21 protein-coding genes are annotated in these 22,263 nt (G+C 68.3%); 7 read left to right on the forward strand and 14 right to left on the reverse strand.

Features of this window, described 5'->3' with window-relative positions; all coding sequences use genetic code 11:
* The first annotated feature begins 197 nt into the window (after nucleotides 1-197).
* Complete coding sequence (locus tag Q1A98_RS18890) at nucleotides 198-623, forward strand: XRE family transcriptional regulator (protein WP_299576305.1); 426 nt, start codon at nucleotides 198-200, stop codon at nucleotides 621-623.
* Nucleotides 624-689: 66 nt separating this feature from the next.
* On the opposite strand, the gene Q1A98_RS18895 is transcribed toward Q1A98_RS18890, so the two are convergent.
* The 7 genes from Q1A98_RS18895 to hemL form a co-directional block, all read right to left on the reverse strand.
* Nucleotides 690-1,712, reverse strand: coding sequence for a hypothetical protein (locus tag Q1A98_RS18895; protein ID WP_299576307.1), 1,023 nt, complete (start codon nucleotides 1,710-1,712; stop codon nucleotides 690-692).
* 147 nt (nucleotides 1,713-1,859) lie between these two features.
* Complete coding sequence (ccsB, locus tag Q1A98_RS18900) at nucleotides 1,860-2,852, reverse strand: c-type cytochrome biogenesis protein CcsB (protein WP_299576309.1); 993 nt, start codon at nucleotides 2,850-2,852, stop codon at nucleotides 1,860-1,862.
* The gene (locus Q1A98_RS18905) at nucleotides 2,849-4,567 is read right to left on the reverse strand and encodes a cytochrome c biogenesis protein ResB (RefSeq protein WP_299576311.1); all 1,719 of its coding nucleotides are present in this window, start codon (nucleotides 4,565-4,567) and stop codon (nucleotides 2,849-2,851) included. Before Q1A98_RS18905 ends, ccsB begins: the two co-directional genes overlap by 4 nt.
* Nucleotides 4,564-5,352 carry a cytochrome c biogenesis CcdA family protein gene (locus Q1A98_RS18910; RefSeq protein WP_299576563.1) on the reverse strand — a complete coding sequence of 263 codons (789 nt, stop codon included), beginning with the start codon at nucleotides 5,350-5,352 and terminating at the stop codon, nucleotides 4,564-4,566. The genes Q1A98_RS18905 and Q1A98_RS18910 overlap by 4 nt, the downstream gene beginning before the upstream one ends.
* A 2-nt stretch (nucleotides 5,353-5,354) precedes the next feature.
* Nucleotides 5,355-6,011, reverse strand: a complete 657-nt coding sequence (locus Q1A98_RS18915) for a TlpA disulfide reductase family protein (protein WP_299576313.1) — start codon at nucleotides 6,009-6,011, stop codon at nucleotides 5,355-5,357.
* A 9-nt stretch (nucleotides 6,012-6,020) separates the two neighbouring features.
* A complete protein-coding gene (locus tag Q1A98_RS18920; RefSeq protein WP_299576315.1) occupies nucleotides 6,021-6,650 on the reverse strand; it encodes a histidine phosphatase family protein in 630 nt (209 codons plus the stop codon).
* A gap of 52 nt (nucleotides 6,651-6,702) precedes the next feature.
* A complete protein-coding gene (hemL, locus tag Q1A98_RS18925) occupies nucleotides 6,703-8,022 on the reverse strand; it encodes a glutamate-1-semialdehyde 2,1-aminomutase (RefSeq protein ID WP_299576317.1) in 1,320 nt (439 codons plus the stop codon).
* A 185-nt stretch (nucleotides 8,023-8,207) separates the two neighbouring features.
* Between hemL and Q1A98_RS18930 the strand changes: the two genes are divergently transcribed.
* Nucleotides 8,208-9,458, forward strand: coding sequence for an EAL domain-containing protein (locus Q1A98_RS18930; RefSeq protein ID WP_299576319.1), 1,251 nt, complete (start codon nucleotides 8,208-8,210; stop codon nucleotides 9,456-9,458).
* Nucleotides 9,459-9,462: 4 nt separating this feature from the next.
* Here the strand turns inward: Q1A98_RS18930 and Q1A98_RS18935 are convergent, their stop codons facing one another.
* On the reverse strand, nucleotides 9,463-10,260 hold the full coding sequence (locus Q1A98_RS18935) for an SDR family oxidoreductase (protein WP_299576321.1): 798 nt from the start codon (nucleotides 10,258-10,260) through the stop codon (nucleotides 9,463-9,465).
* Between the two features lie 224 nt (nucleotides 10,261-10,484).
* Between Q1A98_RS18935 and Q1A98_RS18940 the strand changes: the two genes are divergently transcribed.
* The 4 genes from Q1A98_RS18940 to Q1A98_RS18955 are packed head-to-tail and all read left to right on the forward strand — an operon-like array spanning nucleotide 10,485 to nucleotide 16,249.
* A complete protein-coding gene (locus tag Q1A98_RS18940) occupies nucleotides 10,485-11,468 on the forward strand; it encodes an ABC transporter permease (protein ID WP_299576323.1) in 984 nt (327 codons plus the stop codon).
* A gap of 25 nt (nucleotides 11,469-11,493) precedes the next feature.
* Nucleotides 11,494-12,489 (forward strand): ABC transporter permease, encoded by a 996-nt coding sequence (locus Q1A98_RS18945; protein ID WP_299576325.1) that lies wholly within the window; start codon nucleotides 11,494-11,496, stop codon nucleotides 12,487-12,489.
* Nucleotides 12,486-14,555, forward strand: a complete 2,070-nt coding sequence (locus Q1A98_RS18950) for an ABC transporter ATP-binding protein (RefSeq protein WP_299576327.1) — start codon at nucleotides 12,486-12,488, stop codon at nucleotides 14,553-14,555. Before Q1A98_RS18945 ends, Q1A98_RS18950 begins: the two co-directional genes overlap by 4 nt.
* A gap of 20 nt (nucleotides 14,556-14,575) precedes the next feature.
* Entirely contained in the window at nucleotides 14,576-16,249 is a 1,674-nt protein-coding gene (locus Q1A98_RS18955; RefSeq protein WP_299576329.1) for an ABC transporter family substrate-binding protein, read from the forward strand.
* A gap of 85 nt (nucleotides 16,250-16,334) precedes the next feature.
* Here Q1A98_RS18955 and Q1A98_RS18960 read toward each other — a convergent pair whose 3' ends face one another.
* Nucleotides 16,335-16,781, reverse strand: a complete 447-nt coding sequence (locus tag Q1A98_RS18960; protein ID WP_299576331.1) for an Hsp20/alpha crystallin family protein — start codon at nucleotides 16,779-16,781, stop codon at nucleotides 16,335-16,337.
* A 290-nt stretch (nucleotides 16,782-17,071) separates the two neighbouring features.
* On the opposite strand from Q1A98_RS18960, the gene Q1A98_RS18965 reads away from it, so the two are divergent.
* Entirely contained in the window at nucleotides 17,072-19,090 is a 2,019-nt protein-coding gene (locus Q1A98_RS18965) for an acyl-CoA dehydrogenase (protein ID WP_299576333.1), read from the forward strand.
* On the opposite strand, the gene Q1A98_RS18970 is transcribed toward Q1A98_RS18965, so the two are convergent.
* The 5 genes from Q1A98_RS18970 to hemB are packed head-to-tail and all read right to left on the reverse strand — an operon-like array spanning nucleotide 19,068 to nucleotide 22,253.
* The gene (locus Q1A98_RS18970; protein ID WP_299576334.1) at nucleotides 19,068-19,328 is read right to left on the reverse strand and encodes a hypothetical protein; all 261 of its coding nucleotides are present in this window, start codon (nucleotides 19,326-19,328) and stop codon (nucleotides 19,068-19,070) included. The genes Q1A98_RS18965 and Q1A98_RS18970 overlap by 23 nt on opposite strands.
* Nucleotides 19,325-19,855 (reverse strand): DUF3093 domain-containing protein, encoded by a 531-nt coding sequence (locus Q1A98_RS18975; protein WP_299576565.1) that lies wholly within the window; start codon nucleotides 19,853-19,855, stop codon nucleotides 19,325-19,327. Before Q1A98_RS18975 ends, Q1A98_RS18970 begins: the two co-directional genes overlap by 4 nt.
* A gap of 58 nt (nucleotides 19,856-19,913) precedes the next feature.
* Nucleotides 19,914-20,306 carry a hypothetical protein gene (locus Q1A98_RS18980; RefSeq protein ID WP_299576336.1) on the reverse strand — a complete coding sequence of 131 codons (393 nt, stop codon included), beginning with the start codon at nucleotides 20,304-20,306 and terminating at the stop codon, nucleotides 19,914-19,916.
* Nucleotides 20,303-21,247 (reverse strand): hypothetical protein, encoded by a 945-nt coding sequence (locus Q1A98_RS18985; protein WP_299576338.1) that lies wholly within the window; start codon nucleotides 21,245-21,247, stop codon nucleotides 20,303-20,305. Before Q1A98_RS18985 ends, Q1A98_RS18980 begins: the two co-directional genes overlap by 4 nt.
* A 22-nt stretch (nucleotides 21,248-21,269) precedes the next feature.
* Entirely contained in the window at nucleotides 21,270-22,253 is a 984-nt protein-coding gene (gene hemB, locus Q1A98_RS18990) for a porphobilinogen synthase (RefSeq protein WP_299576567.1), read from the reverse strand.
* Between the last annotated feature and the right edge of the window lie 10 nt (nucleotides 22,254-22,263).

A 22,263-nucleotide genomic window follows, 5' to 3' on the forward strand; every position in this document is an offset into this window, starting at 1 on the left:
ATGCGGATCCCGAACCGTTACATCAGTGGTTGATCACACTCCGCAAAAAGCTCGACGGGCGGTAGAGTTCGTCAAACATGCGGGACGTGCTCCGTCTCGGATGCGACAACAACCAGTCCGGAGCGGCGGCGTGGTGACCGGGGTCGTGGGGATCCCGGCCGATGCTCGGTCCGGACTGGATTCGGGAGAGCACTCACATGTCCATCGCAGACGACGTCCGGGTCACGAAGCCGTTCGCCGACAGCCTCAACGAGCTGTTCGACACGGTCCGCGACGAGAACGGCATCCCCTACACGGGCAAGAAGATCGCCCTGAAGGCGAACCGGCTGGGGTACACCCTGTCGGATGCCTACATCTCGCAGTTGCGCACCGGGAAGGCCAAGACGCCCTCGTTCCGGACCGTCGAGGCCATCTCACGGGCGTTCGAGATCAGCGTGACCTACTTCCTCACCGATCCCGAGGAAGACCTCAAGCGGGTCGAGCAGCAGCGCGAGTACGTCGCGATGGCCGCCGAGACCGGCGCGCACATCGCCGCGTTCCGGCACGGCGACCTGTCCGCGTCGACGATCGACACCGTCATCGAACTGCTCAAGGTCGTCAAGAAGCAGGCCGAGGCGTCCTGACACCGACCCCGTCGTGATCGGGCCGGGCGCGCCCAGCGCCCGGCACCGCCACGATCCTTGGAAATATCAACCGTCCGTACGAGTCATCGGCAGATGGTCGACAGCACGTGATTGCGCCAGGTGCCAATACATCGCAAGTAGCGACAACCTACCCACTTCGCAGCGTCGTGATGCAGACCTGTTGTGAAGAGCAAGCGCGACGGTGACGCCTGTGCCCACTGCGAGCGCGCCGACCGTCAAAAGGACGTTGCCGGATGCGGCCCACAGAGTCATGGCATAAACGAGCGAGATGAGCGCCCACATCGCGGCGATCGCGCCGTGATTGGCGCGGGCGATTCCTGCGACCACGAAGGTGACGCGGTAAACGACAACCAACTGAAATGGCGTCACGAACAGAACCCCAAAAGTGGTCACTCGCAGGACGTAGGACACCGGCCCAGGCGCGACCGTGTGCGCGATCGCTGTTGCGGTGAGCAGCACAAGCGGGAGCGCCATATGCAAACACCAGGCTGCGATTCGCATTCTGACGCCGCAAGGAACAGGGACAACTGTGCCGGTGAGCTTCGTGAATTGCTTTCTGATCCCGGTTGCATTCTTGTACCGGTCGAGCACCGTTTGACCGAATGCAGCGATGTCCATCGTCGGAGATTGCACGAATCTGAAGTCGAACCAGCACAGGAGAATGTACGCGGCCACGACCATCAGGGATTTCACGGCGATGTCGGCCTTGTCGTGTGCGTTCATTGCATAGAACGCACCCATCGACACACTGACGTAGGGAATAAGACGCCGCGCTACATACGCGGTCACATATTTTCTACTCACATCGCCCCGAAGCACTTCAGAGAGACCCGCTTCGGGGGTGGTTGCGGCGGAAAAACTTTGCCCTGCAGCGAAGAATGTGACCGTTAGCCAGATCGAGAGCAGCGTGCTTTCCGGGATGAGCCTGTCGAAATCCTGCGCGGCTGCGCCCGAATCCATGTGCTTGAGGAACGCGGCTGCCGCGAAAGGGGGTAGCGCCGGGATGAGATAGTCGAAACCGAGTCGCGGGGGTCTTGTCGGCCGAAACTTTTCCCACCAGATTTGCATACCTTCACCCCAGTCGACGCTCGACGTTCTCGGACGAACGTCACGCTAGAGGGGCGCTATGACATTGCTCCGGTCAGAGCTCTGCGTCGAGGCGTCCTGAACCCATTTCCGTCGCGATCGGGCGCGGCCCTCCTGCCCTGGACGAGGTCAGAGTCCGGCGTAGGAGTGCAGCCCCGACACGACGAGGTTGATGATGAAGAGGTTGAACAGCATCGCCACGAAACCCGCGATGTTGATCCACGCCGCGTTGGTGTTCCGCCAACCCGCGGTGGCACGCGCGTGCAGGTACGCCGCGTAGATGATCCAGGCGATGAACGACACCGTCTCCTTGGGGTCCCAGCCCCAGAAGCGGCCCCAGGCCGACTCGGCCCAGATCGCGCCGCAGATGACGCCGAGGCCGAACAGCGGGAACGCGAACACGACGGTCTTGTAGGCCACGCGATCCAGCGCCTCCGCGGTGGGCAGACGGTCGAGGATGCGGCCACCGAGGCCGGTGCCGGCGTCGGGCCAGCGCAGCTTGATCAGGTACAGCGCGCTCGCCACGCCGGACACGAGGAACACCCCGGACCCGACGGAGACGATCGAGACGTGGATCGCCAGCCAGTACGACTTCAGGGCCGGGACCACGGGCGCGGCCTGCGTGTAGAGCCAGCGGCCGGCGATGAACATCAGCAGGGAGACCGGCACCAGCACGAACGACAGCAGCGGCCGGTGCTCAGGGCGGCGCAGCACGACGATGCCGGCGATCACGCCCGCGGCGCACGACAGGCTGATGAACTCGTACATGTTGCCCCACGGCATGCGATCGGTCGCGAGCCCGCGGAACACGATCGAGCCGATGTGGGCGAGCGCACCGACGATGACGACCGGGAACGCCATCCTGGCCAACCGGTCGCCCCAGGGCTGACGCTCCTTCTCGACGACGCGACCGGGCGTGCGCACCGGGGTGTACGCCGAGCCGGCCCCCACCCCGGCCTTCGCCAGCTCCTTCTCGGCGACCGCGGGTGTGGCGGCACGACCCTTCGACGACGCGAGCGCCGCGAGGAACATGATCATCGCCAGCACGTACACCGTCAGCGTGGTGCCGAACAGGAGGTCGGAGTACCGCGACAGGTTCTCGTCGATCTGCACCTGGTTCACCTCTCGGTCTTCTGGGCCGGCGTCGTCGGTGACACGACGGCCTCGTCGGTCGCGTCCTGGGAGGCCGTGACCTTGTCGACGAGGTCGGAGAAACCCTCGCCCCAGCCTGCCTGATCCGTGCGGGCCAGACCGGCCATCTCTACTACTGTAAGTCGTTGACCGGCTGTGGCCGAGTCCGCCGGCGCCGGGGATACCCGGGCCCACACGCGACGACGCTTGACCAGCAGCGACACCAGCAGGCCGGCGAGCATCGCGATGGCCGCGATCAGCACGTATTGCTGTGCGGGATCGTGACTGACCTGCATCGACGCCCACTGCTTGTACCCGTCGAAGCTGACCGTCGTCCCGTCCGGCAGACGCGTCGACTGACCCACGGTGAGGTTGGTCCCGAGTCGTGAACCGCCGGTGGTGACCTGCTGACGCAGCCGACCCTGGTTGATGAGGTTCTGGTCGAGCGAGTAGACGTTCTGCGGTCGGCCGGTGTCGAGGCCGGTGTCGCCCTCGTAGATGCGGATGGCGACGGCCGGGTCCCGCGCTGCGGGGAACGCCGACGACAGCAGCGTGTTGTTCGCACCGCTGTAGGCGGCGGTCGGGGCGAAGATCCCCTCGAGCGCGATCTGGTTCTTCCGACGGTCGTCGGGGTTCGGGTAGAGCCCGGCGGGGGTGTCGAAACGCGCCGCACCCGACGACAGCAGCGTGGCCGTCTCGTTCGGTGTGAACGGCACCGTCTGCGTGCGGGTCTCACCGTTGGTGAAGCGCACCGTGAACGTCGGCGCGTAACCGTGACCGAGAAGGTAGATGCGGTCCCCGGCGATGCGCAGCGGGTCGTTGACCTTCACCGTCGCCGACTCCTGGCGGCCGGTGTCGAGGTCGGAGCCGGTCTGGTAGTTCAGCTTCGCCGAGTACATGTCGGGCTGGCCGGTCTGCAGGTACTTCGCCGAGAAGTTGTCGATGGTGATGCAGAACGGCGTGAGGTCGGTGCCGTCGACGAGGTTGCCGCCGCGGAACGAGTCGTAGACGGCGGTCGAGGTGTTGCACAGCCCCTGCTGCCCGTCGGCGACGAGGATGCGAGTGCCCTCGTAGCCCCACAGCTTGCCCGCGGCGATGGCGACCAGCAGCGCCAACAGCGCGAAGTGGAAGACGAGGTTGCCGAACTCCCGCAGGTAGCCCTTCTCGGCCGAGACCTCGACGACGCCGTCGTCACGCACCGTCGTGGTGCGACGCCAGCCCTTCAGGTTGCCGCTGATGCGGGCGGCGACCTGCTCGGGATCGCCGGCCACCTCGCGGGTCTCGTGCCGCGGCATCCGGGTGAGGTTGCGCGGGGTGGCGACGGGCTGGGCCCGCAGCGACTTCGCGTGCTCGATCATCCGCGGCGTCAGGCAGCCCACCAGCGAGATGAACAGCAGCACGTAGATCGCGGTGAACCAGACCGAGGAGAACACCTCGAAGAACTGCAGCTTGTCCAGCAGTCGGCCGGCGAAGCCGTGGGAGTCGATGTAGGCCTGCGTCTTCTGCGCGTTCAGCTCACGCTGCGGCAGCAACGCACCGGGCACGGCGGCGAGCGCGAGCAGGAACAGCAACGCCAGTGCGGTGCGCATCGACGTCAGCGACCGCCACAGGTTGCGTGCCGGCCAGAGGAGTCGTCGTCGCGCGAACGACGGCCGCTGTTCGGGGGCGGGTGACGACGCGGCGGGCCGGGTCTGGGTGTCGGTCATATCGGCAGTTCCGTGTCGGTGATGAAGGCGTCGCGGACCCAGGTGACGAAGCTGTCCCAGAGTCCGGTGACGAGGGCGACGCCGACGAGGATGAGGAGGACTCCCCCGACGACCTGGATGGTGCGGGCGTGCCGGCGCATCCAGCCGACGGCGCGCAGCGCGGAGGCCGAGCCGAAGGCCAGCAGGACGAAGGGCAGCCCCAGCCCGAGGCAGTAGGCGACGATCAGAACGACGCCGCGGGCGGCCGTCGATCCCTCGGTGCCCGAGGCGGTGGCGACCACGGCCGCCAGCGTCGGCCCGAGGCACGGTGTCCAGCCCAGCGCGAACACCGCACCGAGCAACGGTGCGCCGACGAGGTTGGACACCAGACGCGGATGGAAGCGCGCCTCACGCTGCAGCATCGGGACCAGACCGATGAACACCAGGCCCATCACGATGGTCACCACACCGCCGATGCGTTGCAGCAGTTCACGATTCACCAGCACCGACGACGTCAGCCCGAAGACGGTGGCGGTCGCGAGCACGAACACGACGGTGAAGCCGAGGACGAACAGAAGCGCCGCGCCCGCGACCCGACCCCGCCCCGTCGTGGGCTTGTCGCCGGCCCGTACCGGCGGCGCCTCGGCACCGACCAGCCCGGCGAGATACGACAGGTAGCCCGGGACCAGCGGCACCACGCACGGCGAGGCGAAGGAGATGAGTCCGGCCGCCGCGCAGGCGACGAGCGCCAGCAGGATGGGGCCGGACGAGGCGGTCGAGGCGAACGTGCTGCCCACCGACGCCAGGATCACGACGACCCCCCGCGCACCACCGACGTGCCCGTGCCCGACGGCGTCGGCGGCGGGGTGTACGGCTCGGCGGCGAGGCGACGCACCAGCGGGTCGAGGTCCTCCACGCTGACCGTGCGCAGGAACACCGCGGCGGCGCGGTGGTTGCGGTCGAGCACGACGGTCGTCGGGACCACCGAGGTCGGCGTGGTCAGACGCACCAGCGTGCGGCCGGGGTAGTCGTAGATCGACGGGTACGTCACGTCGTTGTTGCGGATGTAGTCCTGGGCTTCCTGACGGTTGTCGCGGAAGTTGATGCCGAGGAACTCCACTCCGAGCGGCGCGGTCTGCTCGTAGACCTGCTCGAGGTCACCGACCTCGGCGCGACACGGGGCGCACCACTGGCCCCACACGTTGATGACGACGACCTTGCCGTCGAAGTCGCTCAGCCCGAGTGGTGCGCCGGTGACGACGTTCTCGCCCGACAGGTCGCGGACGCGCTTCCGGCTCGACGGTGGGTCGTAGAAGATCGTCGTCTTGCCGCCGGGCGAGACGAACTCGAACGTGTCGCCCTGCGTGACGGCGTCCTTACCGGTGCCGCACGCGGCGAGCGCCACGACGAGCGCGACGACCACCAGCGGGATGGCGACCAGCCTGGAACGCGAGACCTTCGACACGGCAGCCGCTCACGCCCCCGTGGCGAGCGGGTCGGATGCGCCGGCGGGCTCGGAGTAGACGATGTCGACGAGGGCGTCGCCGTCGTAGAGGAGGCTGGTCACCGACGCCAGCGAGCACTGACGGCGCCGCGGGTCGTGCCAGAGGCGCTGGCCCTCGAGGAACCGTCGCAGGATGTAGACGGGTAGCTGGTGGCTGACGCAGACCGCCTCGTGACCGCGCGCGGTCTCCCGGGCCTTGCCGGCGACGGCGAGCATGCGGTGGGCCAGCTGGATGTAGGGCTCGCCCCACGACGGGGTGAACGGGTCACGCAGCTTCATCCAGTGCCGCGGACGACGCAGCGCGCCGTCTCCGACGGACACCTTGAGGCCCTCGAAGACGTTCTCGGCCTCGATGAGGCCGTCGTCGGTGATGATCTCGAGCCCGTGGGCCCTCGCGATCGGGGTGGCCGTCTCCTGCGCGCGCTGCAGCGGCGAGGCGAACACGGCGGTGATGTCGTGGTCGGCGAGCTCGTCGGCGACACGCTGCGCCTGGGCGGCACCGGTCCGCGAGAGGTGGAAGTTCGGCAGCCGCCCGTAGAGGATGCCCTCCGGGTTGTGGACCTCGCCGTGCCGCATCATGTGCACGATGGTGCGCTGCATCAGTGGAGCTCCTCGGGTGTCGCGCCCTGGACCTCGGTGCCGCTCGATGCGCTCACGCCTGCGGCTCCGCGGCAGCTCCCGCGGCACGAGCGGCCGCGGGAAGGGCGTCGGCCAGGACACCGAAAGCATCCTCGTCCAGCGCCGCGGACACAAACCACGCCTCGAACGCGCTCGGCGGCGGGTACACCCCGCGCTCGAGCAGGGCGTGGAAGAACGGCGCGAACCGCCAGGTCTGCGTGGCCTTCACCCCGGCGTAGTCGACGACCACCGTGTCGACGTCCGTAGTGAAGAACACACTGAGCATCGACCCGGCGAACTGCACCCGGTGGGCGACGCCCTCGGCGGTCAACGCGTCGGTGATCAGTGCGCCCAGCCGGGACGCGTTCGCGTCCAGGGCGGCGTAGACGTCGGCGTCGGCCAGGCGCAGCGTCGTCAGCCCCGCGGCCACCGCGACGGGATTCCCCGACAGCGTGCCCGCCTGGTAGACGGGCCCGGTCGGCGCGAGGTGGTCCATGATGTCGGCCCGGCCGCCGAACGCCGCCGCGGGCAGGCCTCCGCTCATCACCTTGCCGTAGGTGTAGAGGTCGCCGGCGACGCCGTCGAGGCCGAACCACCCCGACGCGCTCACACGGAAGCCCGTCATCACCTCGTCCATGATGAGCAGCGCGCCGTCACGGGCGGTCATGTCGCGCAGGCCCTGGTTGAACCCTTCCACCGGCGCGACGGCGCCCATGTTCCCGGCCGCGGCCTCGGTGATGACGCAGGCGATCTCACCGGGGTACGCGGCGAACGCCTCCTCGACGGCCGCGAGGTCGTTGTAGGGCAGCACCAGCGTGTCGGCGGCCTGTGCGCCGGTGACGCCCGGCGTCGTCGGCAGTCCCAGCGTGGCCACACCGGAGCCGGCGTCGGCGAGGAGTGCGTCGACATGGCCGTGGTAGCAGCCGGAGAACTTCACGATCTTCGTCCGCCCGGTGAACCCGCGGGCCAGACGCACCGCCGACATCGTCGCCTCGGTGCCGGAGTTCACCAGGCGCACACGCTCGACAGGTGCGACACGGCCGATGATCTCCTCGGCCAGTGCGATCTCGGCCTCGGTCGGGGCGCCGAACGACAGGCCCGTCGCGGCGGCGCGGGTCACCGCCTCCACCACCTGCGGGTGCGCGTGCCCCAGGATCATCGGACCCCACGAGCTGATGAGGTCGACGTAGGTGGCGCCGTCGGCATCGGTCATGCGGCAGCCCCGGGCCGAGCTGATGAACCGGGGGGTACCGCCGACCGCCGAGAACGCGCGGACCGGCGAGTTCACCCCGCCGGGGATCGCCTGGGTCGCCCGGTGGAAGAGTTCGGCCGATCGGGTCGTCGCTACAGTCACGACCCCAGTGTTCCAAACGCCGGGCGGTGAACGGGGCCACACCGCCTCGACCTGCGGTTTCCGGCCCCCTCGGAGCGAGGACCCATCCGGATGGTTGCATACCTCGAACCACCTCGTGAGAATCGTCACCGTTTTGTCCAGGATGTCGGGGTGGCGATGTCGATCGCGTGGTCAGGGGAGGTGACATGCAGCCGACGCCGAGTGCGGAACGGGCTCTGACTTCCTGGATCGTCCCCCACTTCCAGCCGATCGTCTCCCTCGCCGACCGGTCGGTCGTCGGATACGAGGCGCTCGCACGCTGGCCCGATGTCCCGGACGCGCGACCGGACGAGGTGTTCGCCGCCGCCGAGGCGAACGGCACCCTCACCGACCTCGACTGGATGTGCCGCCGGGCCGCCGTGGAAGGCGGCCTCGCGGCCGGGATCCGTCGCCCGCTGACCCTGTTCGTCAACGTGGAGCCCACCGCTCTGCGACCGCTGCCCCGGTGGCGCTTCCCGTTCGAGCGGTTCCGCGAGATCGCGTCGTCCGAACTGCAGATCGTCGTCGAGTTCACCGAGCGGGAGTTGCTGGCCGATCCCAGTGCGGTGATCACCGCGATCGAGTCCGCGCGTGAGTACGGCGTCGGTATCGCGCTCGACGACGTCGGCGTCAACCCCGAGTCGCTCGTGCTGTTGCCGATCGCCCTGCCCGACGTCGTGAAACTCGATCGCAGCGTGGTCACCCGTCCCGGATCGCCGGGGCACGGCGAGACCACGTCGTTCGTCGCCGACTACGCCGTCTCCACCGGCGCGAGGGTCGTCGCCGAGGGCATCGAGACCGACGACGACGCCCATCTGGCCGCGTTGGCCTCGGCGACCCTCGGCCAGGGCTACCTCTTCGGCGCGCCCGAACCTTCGCCCGCCGACCCCCTCGCCACACTCCCCACGAATCCCGTCCGGCTCTTCGAGGATCTGCCGTCCTCGATCGACCGACCGTCGGACATCCTCGATCGCATGCCACGCCATGTCGCGTCGTGGGCGACCATCGCGCGGGTGTTCGAGGAGATGTGCGCGCTGGGAGAACCGCTCGCGTCGGCGGGGATGCTGTTGGTCTCCGCCCAGCACGCCGACGTGTTCGCCCGGCGGTTCGGCCACCGCTATGCCGCGTTCGCGGAGAAGCACACGCTCGTCGGGGTGATCGGGGCCGGGGATTTCACCATCCCCGGGGTGCGGGGTCCCGCCGATCCGACGCACGCGTTCGACGGCGAGTTCGCGATGGTCTTCATGACCGACCATCACACGAGCGTCGTGGTGGCGAAGGACCTCGGCGACGGCGGCCCTCTGGAGGACCGCAGATACGCGTGGTGTCTCAGCCACGACCGGGCTTCTGTCCGCGTGGTGGCCGAGTGCATCCTGCGCAGGCTGGCGCCGCGCCGCGTCGCGGTCGGTGTGAGCTGATCTCTCAGTAGTAGACCGGGCCGGGGATGCCGCCGCCCACGGCGATCGCGTCACCGGTGATCGCGCCGCCGCGCGGCGAGGCGAGGAACGTCACGACGTCGGCGACCTCGGAGGCGTCGACGATCCGGCGGATCGAGTTCGTCGCGAGTTCCTTCTCGAGGTCGGCGACCGCGACTCCCTCGGCGGCGGAACGCTTCTCGAGCCGCTCGACGAGACGTTCGGTGCGGGTGGTGCCCGGGTGCACCACGGTGACCGTGACACCCTGCGGCCCGAGTTCGTCCGCGAGGTTCTTGGTCAGCGCTGACACACTCACGTTGCGGATGGTCTGCGCGATCGACTTCGCCTGGCGCGCACCGAGTCCGCTGATGTTGATGATGCGTCCCCACCCCTGGGCGGTGAGGTGCGGCGCGACGGCGCGTGCGGTCCGCAGGTAGCCGAGGACCTTGATCTCGACCTCCTGGCGCACCACGTCGTCGGAGGTGCCGGCGAAGTCGGTGGGACGGCCCGCACTCCACGGTGTGGCGGCGGAGTTCACCAGGATGTCGACACCACCGAACTCGGCGACCGTCCGTTCGACGAGGTGGTCGACCGACGCCTGGTCGCCGGTGTCGACGGTGACCGCGAACACCCGCGCGCCGGTCTCGCGGGCGATGTCCGCCGCGGCGGCCTCCAGCGCCTCCTGCCCGCGCGCCGCGATCACCACGTCGGCGCCCTCGGCGGCGAGGGATCGGGCGACAGCCCGCCCGATACCCCGGCTACCACCGGTCACGATCGCGCGCTTGCCCGTCAACTGCAGATCCATGAGTCCGTCCTACCGCACGTCGACGCCGCCCGCTCCGGCGCCGTCGGCGGCACCTTTCGCCCGCTGGCCTGAGCGACGCCCGGCCACCCCCGTCGCCGTCTTCAGGACTTGTGACGAGGGAAAACTGCATGGAAACACCGAAGAAACATCACGTCGTGCATAGTTAGCCCAGCTGAGCACACGCGCCTCGTGCGTGAGCGCGGATCAGAAGGGCCCCACAGACGTTGATCGGCTTCCTGCTGCGGAAGGCATTCGGATGGCTCGTGTTGATCGTGGTCGCGACCAACCTGGTCTTCTTCCTGGCGAGCCTGCTGCTCCAGCCACGGGCGAACTATCTCTCGCGGCGACCACCACTCCCAGAGTCCGTCGTCGACGCGACCCTCGACCGCTACAACCTCAACGACAAGGTCTCGATCTTCGAGCGGTGGTGGCACTGGGTGTCGGGCATCGTCCTGCACTGGGACTGGGGCCGATCCCCCGTCGGTGACTCGGTCAACGGCCAGATCGCCTTTCGTGCGTGGACCAGCTTCCAGCTGGTGATCGGCGCGACCATCCTCATGACGATCATCGGCGTGGCACTGGGTGTCTACGCGGCGGTTCGGCAGTACCGGGTGAGCGACCGCCTCCTTCAGGTCGTCTCGTCGTTCGCCCTGGTCGTACCGGTACCCGTCGTCGCGCTCGCCCTGGTCGTCCTGGCCATCACGATCAACCAGTCCTCCGGATCGACGATCTTCTTCGTCACCGGTTCGTCGAGTGTCGACGTCAGCGGATTCTGGCCGGCGGTGGTGGACAAGGCCCAGCACCTCGTCCTGCCGTCACTGGTCCTGATCATCACCGGCTACGCGGGGACACAGATTCTGCAGCGGAGTCTGTTGCTCGACACGCTCGGGAGTGATTACCTGCGCCTCGCCCGCGCGAAGGGCCTGCGTCGCGGGGTGGCAGTGCGCCGACATGCGCTCCGGACATCGCTCATCCCCGTCGCGACCAGCGTGGCCTTTGCGGTCCCCGCGGCATTCACCGGCGCGGTCCTGACCGAATCGATCTTTGCCTGGAACGGGATGGGCAAGTACTTCGTCGACACCATCGCCAAGAACGACGTGTACGGCGTTGTCGCGACCGCCGCATTCGGTGCCGCATTGACGGCGGTCGGCGCCATCTTGTCCGACTTCCTCCTCGTCTACCTCGACCCCAGGATCCGGTTGAGCTGATGACCATCACGATGGGCGCGATCGCATGACACTGCCTGACAACACATCCCCGACGTCGAGCGGGACGCTCGCGAATGCTGCGCCGCTCGGCAGCCCGGTGGGCGCCGAGGGAGCCGCCACCGTCGACGCCGCCTCGCCGGATGCCCGCAGAGGCCGCGTCATATCCCGCCGCTTCTTCCGGAACACGACATCCGTCGCGGGGCTGGTGATCCTCCTGGCGCTGATCGTGTTCGCGGCGTTCGGATCGCTGTTGACCTCGTACGACTATCGTGCAACGGATTTCGCCGCCCTCGGTGTGGCACCGGGGGGTGATCACATCCTCGGGACCAACGACGCGGGTGTCGATCTCTACGCGGCGCTGGTGCACGGTCTGCAGCGATCGCTCGTGATCGCCTTCGCCGTCGCGTTCGGCACGACGATCATCGCGACGATCGTCGGGACCGTCGCTGCCTACGTCGGCGGGTGGCTGGAACGGGTCACACTGCAGTCGATCCACTTCCTCCTCGTCGTGCCGTCGCTGCTTATCGTCGCCCTCGTGGCCAACCGGTACGGAGGTGACTGGAAGGCGCTGATCGTGGTGCTCATCGTCTTCGGATGGCCGTTCCAGGCGCGCATCACGTGGTCGCTGGCCCAGTCGGTCAGCCAGATGGACTACGTCCGCGCGGGGAAGTTTCTCGGCCTCGGCGCATTCCGCATCTCGATCCGCCACATCATCCCGAACATGTCGTCGCTGATCATCGTCTCGACTGTCCTCGGCGTCGTCACCGTCGTCCTCACCGAGACGAGCCTGTCGTTCCTCGGGTTCGGGGTGAAGATCCCCGATGTGACGCTCGGCTCGCTCATCTCGGACGGTCAGTCGACCATCACGTCGTCACCGTGGCTGTTCTGGTACCCCGCAGCGGTTCTCACTCTGCTGACACTCTCCCTGTCGCTGATCGGCGACGGCCTGCGTGATGCGTTCGACCCACAGGCGGCCGCGGCGGGCAAGCGTCGTTGGTTCCGCAGGGGCGGTGCCCGGTGAGCACGAATCTCCCCGTCCTCGAGATCACGGACCTACGGGTGTCGTTCCCCACCGAGTCCGGTGTCCTCGACGCCGTCCGCGGGGTGGACCTCACCATCGCTGCCGGCCGCTGCACAGCGGTGGTGGGGGAATCCGGCTCCGGCAAGTCCGTGACATCCCTTGCCATCATGGGCCTACTCCCGGACACCGCCGAACGATCAGGCTCGATTCGCCTCCAGGGCAGGGAGATCGGCGACCTGGACGACCGTGCCATGTCAGGGCTGCGTGGCGCGCAGATCTCGATGATCTTCCAGGACCCGCTGACGGCGCTGACCCCGGTCTACACGGTGGGCGATCAAATCGTGGAGGCGCTGCGCGCCCACGGCGACATCGGTCGATCCCAGGCTGCGGACCGGGCGGTCGAACTGCTCGATCTCGTGGGCATTCCCGACGCACGTCGCCGCGCCAAGGCGTTCCCGCACGAACTGTCCGGCGGTATGCGACAGCGGGTCGTGATCGCCATCGCCATCGCCAACGACCCGGCGCTGATCATCGCCGACGAACCCACCACGGCGCTCGATGTCACCATTCAAGCCCAGGTGATGGATCTGCTGGCGACGATTCGCCGGGAGACCGGGGCGGCGCTGCTGCTCATCACGCACGACCTCGGTCTCGTGGCCGGCGCAGCCGACGACGTCGCGGTCATGTACGCGGGACGGGTGGTCGAGCGCGCCCGGGCCGACGACCTCTATCGACACCCCCGGATGCCCTACACGGCAGGGCTGCTCGCGTCGATCCCCCGAGTGGACAGCGACCAGGCGGGCCCGCTGGTGCCGATCCCCGGTCAACCTCCCGTCCTCATCGACGTCGCGAAGGCCTGCCCGTTCGCCCCGCGATGCCCGGCTGCGACGACGGCCTGCACGGCGTCGGAACCCGCGCTCGCGGCGGTCGGACCCGACCACGACGCCGCCTGCCATCGCGCCGAGGAGATCAGCGGTAGCGGCGACATCGACGGACATCCGATCTTCGCCGCCACCGACGACGACGTTGACGCCCCCGTACCGACCGGAGACGAGGTGGTCCTGCGAGTCCGCGGTCTGACGAAGGAGTTCCCGCTCCTGCGCGGAATCCTTCGTCGACAGGACGGGTCGGTGTACGCGGTCGACGGGCTCGACTTCGACGTCCACCAAGGGGAGACGATGGCGATCGTCGGCGAGTCGGGCTCAGGCAAGACCACCACACTCCTCGAGATCCTCCGGGCCGAGCCTGGCACCACCGGTTCCGTCGAGATCGGCGGCGTGGACTTCTCGACATTGTCCCGGCGACGCCTTCGTACCGCACGGAAGGCGGTGCAGATCGTCTTTCAGGACCCGATGGGGTCGCTCAACCCACGGATGACCGTGCGCGACATCGTCGCCGAACCGCTCACCGCCTATGGGACCCCGCGACGCGAGATCGATGGTCGCGTCCGTGAGCTGATGCGACTCGTCGGACTGGACCCCGCGCACGCCTCGCGCTTCCCCGCCGCGTTCTCCGGTGGTCAGCGCCAACGGATCGGCATCGCTCGCGCGCTGGCGGTGAACCCCGCACTCGTGGTGCTCGACGAGCCGGTGTCCGCTCTCGACGTTTCCATACAGGCGTCGGTGATCAACCTGCTGAATCACCTGAAGCGCGAGATCGGGGTGGCCTACCTGTTCGTGGCCCACGACCTGTCGGTCGTCCGCCATCTCGCGGATCGCGTGGCCGTGATGTACCTCGGGCGTTTCGTCGAGATCGGTCCCGCGACAGCCGTGTTCGGCGACCCGCAACACCCCTACACCCGCGCGCTGCTCTCGGCAATCCCGATCCCCGATCCGCAGGTGGAACGCACCCGAGAGCGGATCGTTCTGACCGGCGAGCTGCCGAGCCCCAGTTCGCGCCCCAAGGGATGTTCGTTCCACACCCGTTGCCCGCTGCGGCCGAGGCTGTCCCTGGCCGACCAGAACACCTGCATCACAGTCGTTCCCGGCCTGCGGTCGCTCGACGACTCCGGCGCCCATCAGCACGCCTGCCACTTCGCCGGCCGTCACCCGACGGTGTCTCGGTGACACAACCCGAAAGGAAAACCATGCGACGTCCACTCCTCGCGGTCGGGGCGATGACCGCGGCGGCGGTCCTCGTACTCGGCGGCTGCGGCGGTTCGCAGCAGTCGTCGTCCTCGGACACGAACACGTCGTTGTCGGAGGCGACTCCGCAGCTGAACCAGCAACCGCGGGACGCCATCGCCGACGGTGGGACGATGACGACGGCGCTACCCGAGGTGTCACCACAGTGGAACACCTGGCAGGCGGACGGCACGCTCTACACACTGAACCTGTGGCGCTGGTACAACCCGAACCTCTTCACCTTCGCACCGGACGGGACAGCGTCACCCGATCCCGACTACCTGACCGGATACGCGAAGGCGACCGAGGGCGGTAACACCGTCGTCACCTACACGATCAACCCCAAGGCGACCTACAACGACGGCACCCCGATCGACTGGACGTCGTTCGAGTCGACCTGGAAGGCCAACAACGGGACCGACACGGCCTTCAACCCGTCGTCCACCGACGGCTACTCCCAGATCTCCTCCGTACGAGCAGGTTCGAGCTCGAAGCAGGCCATCGTGACCTTCCGGGGCACGTACGCCTGGCCCGACGGGTTGTTCAACATCCTGTTGCACCCGAAGGCCGCGAACCCGACCTTTTACAACACCGGATACATCAATTCTCCGCACCCCGAGCTGGGCGCCGGCCCCTACCGCCTCGCATCGTTCGACAAGACAGCCGGGACAGTCACGTTCGAGCGCAATCCACGCTGGTGGGGTGACACCGGAAAGCTGCAGCGTCGCATTTTCCTCCAGATGGACAGCCAGGCATCGATCAACGCGTTCAAGAACAACCAGATCGACGCAGTCAGCGTGGCCACGAAGGACCGTCTGGCCCAGGTGCAGGGCATGAGCGGCATCTCGATCCGCAAGTCCGCGCAGCCATCCCAGGATCTCGTCACCTTGAACGCGAAGGCACCGATCCTCAGCGATCCGCAGGTCCGTGGCGCCGTGATGAAGGCGATCGACCGGAAGGTGGTCGCAGACGTGCTGTTCCAGGGGCTCGGATACAGCGAGCAGGCTCCGGGGTCATTCCTGCTCTACCCGTTCCAGAAGGGGTACGAGGACAACATGAAGGGCGTCATCGACTTCGACGCCGAGGCCGCGAAGTCGGGACTGCAGTCGGCGGGGTGGGTCCCGGGTTCCGACGGTATCCGCACCAAGAACGGTCAACGCCTGTCGCTGTCATTCCCGGTCACCGGTGACGACCCGACCGTGGTGAACCTGGCTCGCGCCCTTCAGGCCATGGAGAAGTCGGTCGGTGTGGACCTGCAGATCGAGCAGAAGTCGTCGAGCGACTTCTCGGACATCATCAACAACCGGAAGTTCGACTTCTTCGTGTCGGGTTTCAGTTCGAGCGACCCGTTCGGACTCGCCTACTTCTGCCAGGTGTGGTGCTCGGACTCGCAGCTGAACCTGTCCGGGACCGGCACGAAGACCCTGGACGACCAGATCAAGGCGGTCGGCCAGATCGCCGATCCCGCAGCGCAGATCGCCAACGGCAACAAGCTCGAGAGGACACTGTTCCAGCAGTACGGGATCTTCCCCCTCGACAATGGTCCCGCGATCATCGCGACGAAGGCCAAACTCGCCAACTACGGGGCGGGGCTGTTCTACATCGGCCGAGTCCAGGACATCGGCTACCAGAAGTAGGCACCCCGGACACGACGACGCCCGCGGACCCAACGGGTCCGCGGGCGTCGGTCACCGCGTCACACGACCACCGCCACCGGTGGTCTCAGGAGGTCGAGTCCGCCTCGATCGACCGTGGCGTGTCGCTGTGCGCGATCTGGATCTTGCGCGGCTTGGCACGCTCGGCGACCGGGATCGTCACCGTCAGAACGCCGTTCTCGTACGACGCGGTGATGCCCGCGGCGTCGACGTTGTCGCCGAGACTCAGCTGACGGCGGTACGTGCCGAAGAACCGCTCACCGGTCAGCCACTGCACCGAGTCGTCGGACCGGGCGGTGCGCTGCGCCGAGAGCGTCAGCGTTCCGTTGTCCACGTCGACGTCGATCGAGCCCGGGTCCACGCCCGGCAGATCGGCGGTGAGCAGGTAGTGGTCGTCCACCTTGCACAGGTCCATCGGCATGAACCGCGGGACTCTGGCCGACCCCGCCTGTGCTCCGTTGAGCAGTCCGCGGGTGATGGTGTCCAGTTCCGTGAAGGGATCGAAGCGCAGCATCGCCACAACACCTCCTGTGTCCAGTTCGTGACATCCGGCCCCGCCCGTACGGGGCCGGTAGCTGATGCACCACCGAATTTAGCACTCGATGCCGCCGAGTGCCAGACCCTGACGCCGACAATTTTCGGCCCAGTCCTGCACCGCGACAGCACCTTCCGAGCTTCCGCAGGGTGACCGCCGATCCGTCCGTTATCGCCCTGTTATCCCAGGTGGTGAGCCGCGAGCATTTGCTCGGCAACTGTGACCAACGATGCGGTCCCCGACGGGCCGCCCGCGCCTACCGTGTGGTCATGACCGTCGCACCAGCACCCGAGAACCCGTCCGCGGCCTCCGCGGCAGTCGCTCCGTCGACCGACAACGCCGAGTCCGATCGCCAGATGCTCGTCGACAACCTCAAGTACGTCCTCGACGGCCGCTGGCGCGGTCTGCGGGAGTACGCGCGTCAGCACATGGACCGCGCCGACCTCCTGCCCGACCCGACGCTGACGATGGACGAGGCGCGCGACGCGACCTTCGAGAAGATGAAGGAGCTCGCGAAGCTCGACTTCGCCGCGTACGGCTTCCGCGAGGAGCACGGCGGCACAGGCGATGTCGGCGCATCGGTCACCGCCATCGAGATGCTCGGATACGCCGACCTGTCGCTCATGGTGAAAGCCGGTGTGCAGTGGGGCCTCTTCGGCGGCGCCATCGAGAACCTGGGCACCCAGCGTCATCACGACAAGTACGTCAAGCCCCTCATCGACCTCGATCTCCTCGGCTGTTTCGCGATGACCGAGAAGGGCCACGGCTCGAACGTCCAGGCGCTCGAGACCATCGCCACCTACGACAAGGACGCCGACGAGTTCGTCGTCCACTCGTCGACGCCGTCGGCCACGAAGGACTACATCGGCGGCGCGGCCAAGCACGCACGGATCGCCTCCGTGTTCGCCCAGCTGGTCACCGCCGGCCCGGGCGAGGAGCCCGAGAGCCGCGGCGTGCACTGTTTCGTCGTGCCGATCCGTGACGAGGACGGCAACGCGCTGCCCGGCGTCACGATCGGTGACGACGGCCCGAAGGGCGGCCTCGCGGGCGTCGACAACGGCAACCTCACGTTCGACCACGTCCGCATCCCGCGCGAGAACCTGCTGAACAAGTACGCCGACGTCGAGCCCGACGGCACGTACACGTCGCCGATCGAGAGCGACAACCGTCGCTTCTTCACCATGCTCGGCACGCTGATCCGTGGTCGCGCGAGCGTCGGTGCGACCGCCGGTGCGGCGGGCCGCAAGGCCCTGGCGATCGCGGTCAACTACGGCACGCAGCGTCGTCAGTTCGACGCCCCGTCCGGCGACGACGAGATCCCCGTTCTCGACTACCGCGCGCACCAGCGCAAGCTGCTGCCGCTCGTCGCCAAGTCCTACGCGCTGCAGTTCGCGATGAACGAGATGATCGAGGAACTGCACGAGGTGCAGTCGGCCAACCCGGAGGGCACCGAGGGCGACGACTCGATGGCGGGGCGTCAGCGTCAGCTGGAGAGCACCGCCGCCGGCCTGAAGGCGGCGACCACCTGGCACGCGTCGCACAGCATCAACGTGGCGCGCGAGGCGTGCGGTGGTGCGGGCTACCTGTCGGAGAACCAGCTGCCGATCATGCGTGGCGACATCGACGTGTTCACCACGTTCGAGGGCGACAACACCGTGCTCACGCAGCTCGTCGCCAAGGAACTCCTCTCGGCCTACGCCGAGGAGGTCCAGGGCTACGACACCCGCGGCTGGGCCCGGTTCATCGCCGGCATGGCGCGCGACGTCATCCTGGAGAAGTCGGCTGCCCGCCAGGTCGTGCAGACCCTGCTCGACTCCTCCGACGAGGACCCCGAACAGTCGGACCTCACCAACCGCGGCACGCAGATCCGTCTGTTCCGCAATCGTGAGGACCACCTGCTGCGCACCGCGGCGAACCGCATGCGTCGGGCGCTGTCGGACGACGCGGACGAGTTCGAGGTGTTCAACGACGCGCAGGACCACATCCTCAAGGTGGGTCAGGTGCACATCGAGCGGGTGGTGCTGGAGGCGTTCATCTCCGCCATCGACTCGTGCGACTCGAAGGCCGCGAAGGACCTTCTGTGGAAGGTCTGCGACCTGTACGTCTACTCGACCATCGAGTCCGACATCGGCTGGTTCCTGATGCACCGCCACGTGTCGGTGGAGCGCGCGAAGGCGATCCGCCGGGGCATCAACGAGCTCTGCGCGCAGCTGCGGCCGCACGCGCAGACGCTGGTGGACGCGTTCGGCGTGCCGCCGGCGCTGCTCACCGTCGCGATGCAGCCCTGATCGTCGAGACACACCACGCCAGGGCGGCGACGGCAGCCACCGCGCACACCGTCGCCGCCCCGACGCGGTCGCCGCGTACCTCGGTCAGTTCGTAGGGCCCGGCGACCACCCGACCTCCGAGTTCCAGCGGCGGGTATCCGGCGGTCTGCACCGACGTGATCGCCAGCAGAACCGTGGCGGTCGTCAGCACGACGAACAGCGCGATGCCCACTCCGGCGACGACGCGGCGGGACGTCACGCGTCGTCCTTCTTCGTCGGGCCGAGCCCCATCTGCATGGCCAGGTGTGCCTCGGTGAGTTCCTGTCGGAACCGCTGATGGTCGCGTGCCCAGGCCTGGGCGAGTGAGCCCGAGGTCATGGTGAGGCCGATCCCCTTGCGCCGCCGCGGAACCCCCGACAACTCACCGAGAGCAGGAGCGCTCTCCCACGGCATCGCCTCACCCCCGAGGTTCTCGGGGTGGATGGTCTTGATGTCCGACAGAGGGATGGTGCGCGCACCCTGACGCAGGGTCGTCTCGGTCAGCTCGACGCTCACGTGCTGCCGCGCCGCGTAGACCTGCAGCGCGGAGAACCCGGTCAGGACGACGAAGAAGATCGACAACACCGGCCAGTGGATCTGTCCCGGCCCGCTGGCCTCGACCGCCACGACGGCCGCGATGAGCAGCGGGCCGATGAGGACCACGCCCCAGCTGCCGCCACTCTCGCGGAACAGCACCTCGCCGCGATCCTCAGCCGGGGCGGTCCGATCCCCTGCCGCCTCGGCGATCTCGGGGTGCTCCGCCTCGGGGGTCCGGTCATCACCGTCCGGTTCCGACGGTGTCGGGTCAGCCACGCGCGAACCAGGGCTCGGCCGCGGGCCGGTAGGCGAGCATGGACCCGACGAGCCCGACCAGGCCGCACAGCAGGACGAACGGGATGCCCAGCAGGACCGCGAGCAGCATGCCGAGGACCGTCACGACGAGGGTCAACACCGCCACCGACGACCGCCACCGCGGATCGCCCGCGCCGGCGCGGCGCCCCACCACGATGGTGACGACGCCGGCGATGACGCAGACGACCGCCAGGCCGATCGGGAACGCACTGCCTGCCGCGATCCCGACGATCAGCGAGTAGACCGCGGTGACCAACAGCAGCACCCCGGACGCGAGCCACAGGCGCATCGCCCACAGCGCCTGCTTCGGCGTCGACGGATCCGCGGGCATCTTCTTCTCGATCACGGCCGTGATTCTCCCCGGTCGTCGCGACCGGTGTCCGAGCGGTCGACGGAGTCGTCGTCGGAGTGACGCGGCGGACGTTCCCGGACGTTCTCGCCGCGGGCGGGTTCCCACTGCTGGGGCTGCGCCCGGTCGTCGGGTCGCCGGTCCTCGGGGTGCGGGGGGTAGAGCGGCGGCGGGGCGCCGTAGGGCCCTGTGTGCGGTGGTGGCGCGTAGCGCGGCGGGCGCTGCGGGTCGTAGGCGTGCGGGTCGTAGGCGTTCGGGTCGTGGGCGTTCGGGTCGTACCGTCCCGATGGGTCGTACCCGGACTGCGACGGCGGTCGGTGGGGCTGTTGCGGTGGCTGATAGGGCGGCTGCGAGTTCTGCGGATGGGGCGGCTGCGACCCTGCGGGTGGACCGCCCTGATACGGCCCACCGACGGCGCCGCCCTTGCGGAAGGCGGCCATCGCGCGGCAGTACGTCTCGACGTCGCGCTGCATCAGCAGCCACGCGGCACCGAGTGCCGCGACCCCGCTGAGCACCGCGGGGATCGTCGTCCACGACGACGCTGAGTCGCCGAACAGCCCGAGGACGGTCTGCACGACGATGAACGCGCTGAAGAAGATGAGGACCATGCGGGCCCAGTTGTGTCCGGTCCGCGCGAGCCACACCACCAGCAGCGACAACACCGACAACAGGACGCCCACGGCGACGTAGACGCCGACCACCGTCGGGGTGGAGGTCAGCGTGCGGATCTCGTCGGCCGACGCCCCCGACGAGGCGTTGCGCGCGGCCTCGCGGACCGAGTCCGACGCCGTCGGGTACTGACCCGCATAGGCCACGGCCTGGCCCGCGACGACCACGAGCCACAGCTCGGTGGCGATCGCCAGCGGGGACGGCAGGGACGGCTTCGTGCCGGGTTCCGGAGCCGACCCGTCCGGCGATGGGGTCAACCGGTCAGACATGGGCGCCAGGGTAGTCGTGCGCTCAGAGGAGCCGGGTCGCGAGTTCCGTCGCCCAGTACGTCAGGACGATGGAGGCGCCGGCGCGGCGGATGGAGGTGACCGACTCGACGATCGCGGCGTCGCGGTCGATCCAGCCGCGTTCGGCAGCGGCGGTGATCATCGCGTACTCCCCCGAGATCTGATACGCCGCGACGGGCACGTCGACGACGTTCGCCACGTCACGAACGATGTCGAGGTAACTCATCGCCGGCTTCACCATGACGATGTCGGCGCCCTCGGCGAGGTCGAGTTCCAACTCGCGCATCGCCTCGCCGCGGTTCGCCGTGTCCTGCTGGTAGGTCCGGCGATCACCCTGGAGTGTGCTCGCGACCGCCTCGCGGAACGGTCCGTAGAACGCCGACGCGTACTTGGCGGTGTAGGCGAGGATCCCGGTGTCGAGGAAGCCGGCACCGTCGAGGCCCGCGCGGATGGCACCGACCTGGCCGTCCATCATCCCGCTCGGACCGAGCAGGTGGGCGCCGGCCTGCGCCTGCGCGACCGCCATCGACACGTACCGCTCCACGGAGGCGTCGTTGTCGACGCGACCGTGGTCGTCGAGGACGCCGCAGTGCCCGTGATCGGTGAACTCGTCGAGGCACGTGTCGGCCATGAGGACCGTGGTGTCACCGAGATCGTCGCGCAGGGTGCGCAACGCGCGGTTGAGGATGCCGTCGGGATCGTCGGCGCCGGACCCGACACCGTCCTTGTCCTCAGGCTTCGGGACGCCGAAGAGCATGATGCCGCCGACACCCGCACCGACCGCCTCGGCAGCGGCGGTGCGCAACGACTCCACCGTGTGCTGCACGACGCCCGGCATCGACGAGATCGGCTGCGGCGCATCGATGCCGTCGGCGACGAACACCGGCAGCACCAGGTGCCGCGGCTCCACCGACGTCTCCGCCACCAGCCGACGCATCGCCGGGGACGTCCGCAGCCGTCGGGGACGAATGTCCCCGACCGGTCGGATCAGGCTGCCC

The organism is uncultured Williamsia sp. (assembly GCF_947494875.1).
Taxonomy (GTDB): domain Bacteria; phylum Actinomycetota; class Actinomycetes; order Mycobacteriales; family Mycobacteriaceae; genus Williamsia_A.